Raw genomic sequence first — 7,293 nt, 5'->3', positions numbered from 1 at the left:
GTAGGGATATATGCGCGTTTTTCAGATTGTAAATTCCCTTGCTCTCTACCTCAAGGCGATTCCAGCTTGCAGATATTTTCCAGCCTAGCGGCGACCAGCCGGAGGCAATAGAAAAGCTGGCAAACGGGGTGCAAAAGGGCGGCAGGCAGACGCTCCTCGGCGTCACGGGCAGCGGCAAGACCTTCACCGTCGCAAACGTCATAGCGCGCACAAACAAGAACGCCCTTGTCATATCACACAACAAGACCCTCGCCGCACAGTTGTACGCAGAGTTCAAGGAATTTTTCCCGCAAAACAACGTCGGCTATTTCGTCAGCTTTTACGATTATTACCAGCCTGAAAGTTACATCCCGCAGACGGACACGTACATCGAAAAGGACACGGACGTGAACGAAAAAATTGAAAGGATGCGTCTCGAGGCGACCGCGATGCTGATGTCCGGCGAGCCGACGATAATCGTGGCGACAGTATCATGCATCTATTCCCTCGGCTCTCCAAAAGAATGGGAGGACAGCGCGATCGCACTTACAAAAGGCGACGTCATCGACCGCAAGGTCATGATCCACAACCTGATAGAGGCGCGCTATGACCGAAACGACGTCGCGCTTGTGCCCGGCACCTTTCGCGCAAAAGGCGACACCATAGACATCATCCCCGGCTACACTGACGACGTTGTGAGGGTGACGATGTTTGGCGATGAGATAGAGCGCATAAGCATCCACGACCACGTCAGCATGAAAAAGCTGCGCGACGTGAATTCGATAAGGATATTCCCGGCCAAGCACTACATCACGGCCGACGAGTCTCGCCTCAGGGCTACAGACGCAATAAGGCGGGAGCTTGGAGAATGGCTACCGCAATTACCGTCGGAGCTTGAAAGGCAGAGGCTGGCATCAAGGACGAAATACGACCTTGAAATGATAGAGGAGCTCGGCTACTGCTCCGGCATCGAAAACTATTCCCGCCACCTTGACGGCAGGGCGCCGGGCCAGCCGCCGTTCTGCCTGCTGGACTTTTTTGGCAACGACTTTTTGCTCGTGATAGACGAGTCGCACGTCACGCTCCCGCAGCTGCACGGCATGTACAAAGGCGACTATACCAGGAAAAAATCGCTTATCGACTTTGGGTTCCGCCTGCCGAGCGCGTTTGACAACAGGCCGCTAAAGTTTGACGAGTTTGAGAGGTACCTTAAAAACACTGTTTTCGTTTCCGCGACGCCGTCAAAATACGAGCTTGAATCAAGCAGGCAGGTCGCCGAGCAGCTGGTGAGGCCGACTGGGCTTGTAGACCCTACGGTAGAAGTCAGGCCGACCAAGGACCAGATGGAAGACCTGATAAAAGAGATCAACGTCCGCACGAAGCGCGAGCAGCGCACGCTTGTTACCACGCTTACAAAGAGGATGGCAGAGGACCTGGCAGAATTCCTCGCGAAAAACGACATACGGGTGCGCTACCTCCATTCAGAGATAGAAGGTCTGGAGCGCACCGAGCTGATACGGCAGCTGCGGCTGGGCGAATTCGACGTCCTTGTAGGCATCAACCTTCTGAGGGAGGGCCTCGACATCCCGGAGGTGTCGCTTGTCGCGATACTGGACGCGGACAAGGAGGGCTTTTTGCGCAACGCCACCAGCCTCATCCAGACCTTTGGCAGGGCGGCGCGCAACGTCGACGGCAGCGTGATACTGTATTCAGACAGGATTACCGACTCTATGAGAGCTGCAATAGAAGAGACTGAGCGCAGGCGCAGCCGCCAGCTGGAATACAACAAGGTCCACATGATAACCCCAAAGACTATTGTCAAGCCGGTGCAGGAAAGCTCTGTCACCGGCGAAGTCGCACTTGCGGCAGAGACCAAATCCATGACGCGGCGCGATCTTTTACGACTTGCAATAGAGACAGAGGCCACCATGAAAAAGTATGCCGAGCAGCTGGACTTTGAAAACGCGATACGGTTCCGCGAAAAACTGGCAAAGGTAAAGAAGGCGATGGGCGACCCGAGCCCGGCGTCGGAGGTGTCATGATGCACGACAAGATAATAATCCGCGGCGCGCGCCAGCACAACCTGAAAAACATCAGCGTCGAGATCCCAAAGAACAGGCTCGTAGTGATTACCGGCCTGTCGGGGTCTGGCAAGTCGACGCTTGCCTTTGACACCATTTACGCGGAAGGGCAGCGCAGGTATGTGGAATCGCTGTCTGCGTACGCGCGCCAGTTCCTGGAGCTGATGGACAAGCCCGACGTCGACTCGATTGACGGCCTCTCGCCTGCCATCTCTATCCAGCAAAAGACGACGAGCAAGAACCCCCGCTCCACGGTCGGGACCGTGACAGAGATTTACGACTACCTCCGCCTGCTGTACGCAAGGATAGGCGTGCCCCATTGCCCCAAGTGCGGCAGAAGGATTGCGAGCCAGTCTGTCGACTCGATAACAGAATCGGTACTTCGAGTGGCAGAGGGCAAGAACGTCATGGTGATGGGGCCGGTGGTGCAGGCAAAGAAGGGGACTTATGAAAAACTGTTTGAGGAGCTGAAGCAGGATGGCTATTCCCGCATACGGCTCGACGGCGAGGTGACGAACCTCGAAGACGATGAAAAGCCGCAGCTGCCCAGGCTCGACAAGCAGAAAATGCACACCATTGAAGTCATCGTGGACAGGCTGAAGGTTTTGCCAGAAGAAAAGAGCAGGCTGTTCGAGTCTATCCAGTCTGCGCTAAAAGTAGGCAGCGGCACCGTCGTGGTGTCGGTGGACAGCAAGGATGCGATGTACTCGCAAAAGAACGCTTGCCCCCACTGCGAGATAAGCATAGGCGACATTGAGCCCAGGACGTTTTCGTTCAACTCGCCCTTTGGCGCCTGCCAGGTCTGCAACGGCCTTGGGATAAAGATAGAGTTCGACCCCGACCTGATAATACCGGACAGGCAAAAGAGCATCCTCGAGGGCGCGATAAAGCCATGGTCGGGCCACTTTGCGACGTTCAGGTCTTCGATGCTAAAGGACGTCGGCCGCAAGTTCGGCTTTGACCTGTCGACTCCGGTGGGAAAGATGTCGCCCCGGCAGCTGCAGGTCATCATGTACGGCACCGACGAGAGCATCCGGTTCAAGTACGAGTCGCGCCACACCGACAGCAGGTGGGAGTACAGCGGAACGTTTGAGGGCGTCATACCCAACCTCGACCGCACCTACAAGACGACCGAGTCGGAGAGCAAGCGCGAGGACCTGATGAAGTTCATGCGCGAGCGCCCCTGCGAGCGGTGCAACGGGCGCCGGCTGCGCGACGAGGCGCTGGCGGTCAAGGTAGGAGAAAAGTCGATAATGGAGGCGTGCGACCTGTCGATAGACGGCGCGCACAGGTTCTTTCATGCGCTCGAGCTGTCAGAGACAGAGAGGTACATCGCCCGCACCATATTGAAGGAGATATTGTCGCGGCTCGAGTTTTTGCGCAACGTCGGGCTCAACTACCTGACGCTCAACAGGATGAGCGCCACGCTTTCTGGCGGCGAGTCGCAGAGAATAAGGCTTGCGACGCAAATTGGATCGAATTTGACAGGCGTGCTTTACGTCCTTGACGAGCCCACGATAGGGCTCCACCAGCGAGACAACACGCTGCTGATTGATACTTTGAAAAAGCTGCGCGACCTTGACAACACGCTTGTGGTGGTCGAGCACGACGAAGAAGTGATGCGCAGCTCCGACTGGATAATCGACATCGGGCCGGGCGCAGGCATCCACGGCGGCCAGGTCGTGGCATCAGGCACGTTTGCGGACATTATGAAAAGCCCCGGCTCTGTCACGGGCGCGTTTCTCCGCGGCGACCAGCTGGTGGCGCACACGCACGAGCGAAAAAAACCTGCGAGATGGCTGGCCGTGCACGGCGCTTCTGAAAACAACCTAAAGTCGATAGAGACAAAATTCCCGCTCGGCTGCATGACAGTCGTCACGGGCGTGTCCGGCTCTGGCAAGTCGACGCTTGTCAACGACATTTTGTTCAAGGCCCTTGCAGAGCATTTCTACGGCGCAAAGGACCGGCCCGGCAAGCACGATAGGTTGTCAGGCATCGAGCACGTTGACAAGGTGATAGGCATCGACCAGTCGCCTATAGGCAGGACGCCTCGGTCCAACGCCGCAACATATGTCAACGCGTTCACCGCGGTTCGTGAGCTGTTTGCCAAGACCCCGCACGCCCGCGAGATGGGCTATTCCGCCGGCAGGTTCTCGTTCAACGTCGCGGAGGGCAGGTGCGAGGCCTGCGAGGGAGGCGGTGTGAAAAAGATAGAGATGCAGTTCCTGCCCGATGTGTACGTGACGTGCGACGAGTGCAAGGGCAGGCGCTACAACTCGGAGACGCTTTCAATAAAGTTCAAGGGCAAGACGGTATCGGACGTGCTGGACATGACAATCGAGGAAGCATTAGAGTTCTTTTCGAGCATCCCGGCCATCACCAGAAAGTTGCAGACGCTCAGCGACGTCGGGCTTGGGTACCTGCGCCTCGGCCAGCCGGCAACGACGATGTCAGGGGGCGAGGCGCAGCGCATCAAACTTGCAGCCGAGCTGTCAAAGCGCGACACGGGCAAGACCGTGTACATCCTTGACGAGCCCACGACTGGCCTCCACTTTGCAGATGTGAGCAAACTCTTGCACGTATTGAAGAGGCTGGTTGACATTGGCAATACCATCATAATCATCGAGCACAACCTTGACGTCATCGCGTCCGCCGACTGGCTGGTCGACCTCGGGCCGGAAGGCGGAGAGGGCGGGGGCACAGTGGTGGCGGCCGGCACGCCGGAGCAGATATGCGAAAACCCCGCCAGCTATACCGGCCAGTATCTGAAGCAAAAGCTGGCGACAGAAAAGCTGGTGAGGAGATAATGACCCTTTCAACTGAGGCAGTGCGCGAAAAAAGGCTGCCCCGCGAGCCGGGCATCTACCTAATGAAAGACGAAGGTGGCAGGATAATCTACATCGGCAAGGCCAAGGACCTCTCCAAGAGGGTGGCTTCGTATTTTGTCAAGCACGATTTTAGCACCAAGACGGCGCGCCTCGTTGCAAGGATAGTCGACCTTGAATTCGTGGTTACCGACAACGAGACGGAGGCTTTCCTGCTTGAGGCGAACCTGATAAGGCGCTACCGGCCCGAGTTCAACATTGCGCTCAAGGACAACAACCGCTACTCGTACTTGAAGATAACCGACGAGCCGTTTCCCCGGCTGCTGGTCGCGCGCAGAAACAGGTCAGGCGAGTTCCAAGGCCCCAAGGGGTCGGTGTACGGCCCGTTTGTGCACGGCAGCACGAAATACCTGACCATAGGGCTCTTGCGCAAGCTCTTCAAGGTGAGGATATGCAATAGGCTCCCAAAGACGCCATGCCTGCAATATTTCATAAAGAACTGCGACGCGCCCTGCATAGCCAAGGTGACGCAGCAGAGGTACATGGAAGGGATAGAGTCGCTGCGCGGCATATTGGAGGGCAAGAGCAGCGTCGAGCGGTTTGCGCAAGAGATGGAGGCGGAGATGAGGCACGCGTCAGAGGTTGGCAATTACGAGCGCGCAAAAGAGATCCGCGACACGCTGTTTCGGCTCGACGACTTGAAGGTGCGCCAAAAGATAGACAAGGCGCCGGGCAAGAACCCGGACGAAGAATACGTCGGTATCGTGCGCGACGACAAAAAGGGAATAGCGCACGTCATGACGTTCAAGCGCACCCACGGAGTCATCTCTGACCGCAAAAAGTTCGAGTTCGACCTGGTGGCTGACAACTCGATTTCCACCTTTATGCTCCAGTATTATTCTTCGTCGCCGACCATCCCCTACGCGATATACACAAGCGAGGAGCCCGAGTCAAAGCAGGCGCTGCAAACCTCGCTTGAAAAATTGTCCGGCCACAGCGTCAGGATATCAAGGGCAGCGGAGCCGGAGAAAAAGCAGCTGGTGGACCTGATAATGCGCAACCTGGCAATGTACGTCGAGCGGGGCTATGCACCTGCCGTGGTCGAGCTGAAAAAGTCGCTTTTGCTGCAGGTGATGCCGGACACTATAGACTGCTTTGACGTGTCAAACCTCGGCACGGACATTGCCGTCGGCTCGTGCGTCCGCTTTGCAGCCGGCAGGCCGGACAAGTCAGGATACCGCAAGTTCAAGATACGGACGATAACGGGGCAGAACGACTTTGCCATGATAGGCGAGCTGGTCAGGCGCAGGTATGCGTCAGGCGACATACCGGACCTGGTAGTGGTTGACGGGGGCAGGGGCCAGCTGGGCGCCGCGACTGCCGCTCTGAGGGCGATTGGCCTGCCGGACGTCGCGTGCGCCAGCCTGGCTAAAGAGGACGAGGAGATCTATTTGCCGGGCGCAACAGAACCGGTGACGCTGCCAAGGAGCAACTCCGCGCTGCGCATGCTGCAGCACGCAAGGGACGAGGCGCACAGGTTCGGCCTTGCCTACAACAGAAAGCTGAGAAAGATCACTCGACCTTGACGCTTTCGCGCTTGCCTGCCCTCTTGATCTCTTGCTCCGTCAGCTCGATGTACCTGCCAAGTGCATTGTCCGCGGACTGGGCTGCAATCTGCGCGATGCGCGCCCAGGCGACTGACGCGGACATGGCCATGTCCATCGCCACCCTGCCGGCGATAAACGGCCAAACCAGCGCATCCTGACTGTTGACCATACCTCTCAATGACAGGCAGCTGTTAAAAACTTTAAGAAAGCTAAAATCCATCCTCTGCGAAATATAGGCAACGAGTGAAACATGTCGGCATTTGATGAGAATCCATACTCGATGTACTTTGCCCAGTTTGCAGGCAAGCTCGAGCAGCACCTGAGAAAGAACGGGATATCGTGCGAAGACGCGGACAGGATTATAGAAGCAAGCTCTCAGATCTATTTTGAAAAGATGGGCTCGTCTGCAAGCAAGCTGGCCAAGATGCTCAAAAGGCAGGACCCGGCCAACGTGTTTATCGACTCGGCGCACAGGGCGATAGAGCGGCACATCCCGGAGGCAAAGGACACCTTTGGCTCCCAGACCGAGATATCAAGGGCGATACGATGACAGAGCAGGATTCACACGCGCTCTGCCCGGCGTGCAGGCACGAGTACGGCTACCACAACAAGGAAGGCGCCTGCCAGAAGGAATGCTGCATGTGCGGTAGCCGCTGCGACACCTGACTTTGCAATACGTATTTTCATATACTTGCAACCTGCTTTTATCTGGTAATTCTCATAATACGTCGGCAGACACCACGGCTTCCACGCCGCGTGTAAGTCGGCGGATGATAATCATGCATCATCCCCGCTTACACT

5 protein-coding genes are annotated in these 7,293 nt (G+C 56.8%); 4 read left to right on the top strand and 1 reads right to left on the bottom strand.

The features are described 5' to 3' along the window. Positions 1-38 precede the first annotated feature (38 nt). The 3 genes from uvrB to uvrC are packed head-to-tail and all read left to right on the top strand — an operon-like array spanning position 39 to position 6,471. Positions 39-2,021, top strand: coding sequence for an excinuclease ABC subunit UvrB (gene uvrB / locus ACREAY_RS08355; RefSeq protein ID WP_431755314.1), 1,983 nt, complete (start codon positions 39-41; stop codon positions 2,019-2,021). Beyond that, entirely contained in the window at positions 2,018-4,867 is a 2,850-nt protein-coding gene (uvrA, locus tag ACREAY_RS08350) for an excinuclease ABC subunit UvrA (RefSeq protein ID WP_431755313.1), read from the top strand. Before uvrB ends, uvrA begins: the two co-directional genes overlap by 4 nt. Then, complete coding sequence (gene uvrC / locus ACREAY_RS08345) at positions 4,867-6,471, top strand: excinuclease ABC subunit UvrC (RefSeq protein WP_431755312.1); 1,605 nt, start codon at positions 4,867-4,869, stop codon at positions 6,469-6,471. The genes uvrA and uvrC overlap by 1 nt, the downstream gene beginning before the upstream one ends. Here the strand turns inward: uvrC and ACREAY_RS08340 are convergent. Further along, positions 6,458-6,661, bottom strand: a complete 204-nt coding sequence (locus ACREAY_RS08340; protein WP_431755311.1) for a hypothetical protein — start codon at positions 6,659-6,661, stop codon at positions 6,458-6,460. The genes uvrC and ACREAY_RS08340 overlap by 14 nt on opposite strands. Before the next feature lie 81 nt (positions 6,662-6,742). Between ACREAY_RS08340 and ACREAY_RS08335 the strand changes: the two genes are divergently transcribed. Then, positions 6,743-7,042, top strand: coding sequence for a hypothetical protein (locus ACREAY_RS08335; protein ID WP_431755310.1), 300 nt, complete (start codon positions 6,743-6,745; stop codon positions 7,040-7,042). The last annotated feature ends 251 nt before the right edge of the window (positions 7,043-7,293 follow it).

The organism is Nitrososphaera sp., from assembly GCF_050748925.1.
Lineage (GTDB): Archaea > Thermoproteota > Nitrososphaeria > Nitrososphaerales > Nitrososphaeraceae > Nitrososphaera.
Note: the sequence above shows the minus strand (reverse complement) of the source record. Positions and strands in the feature narration are given on the sequence as shown.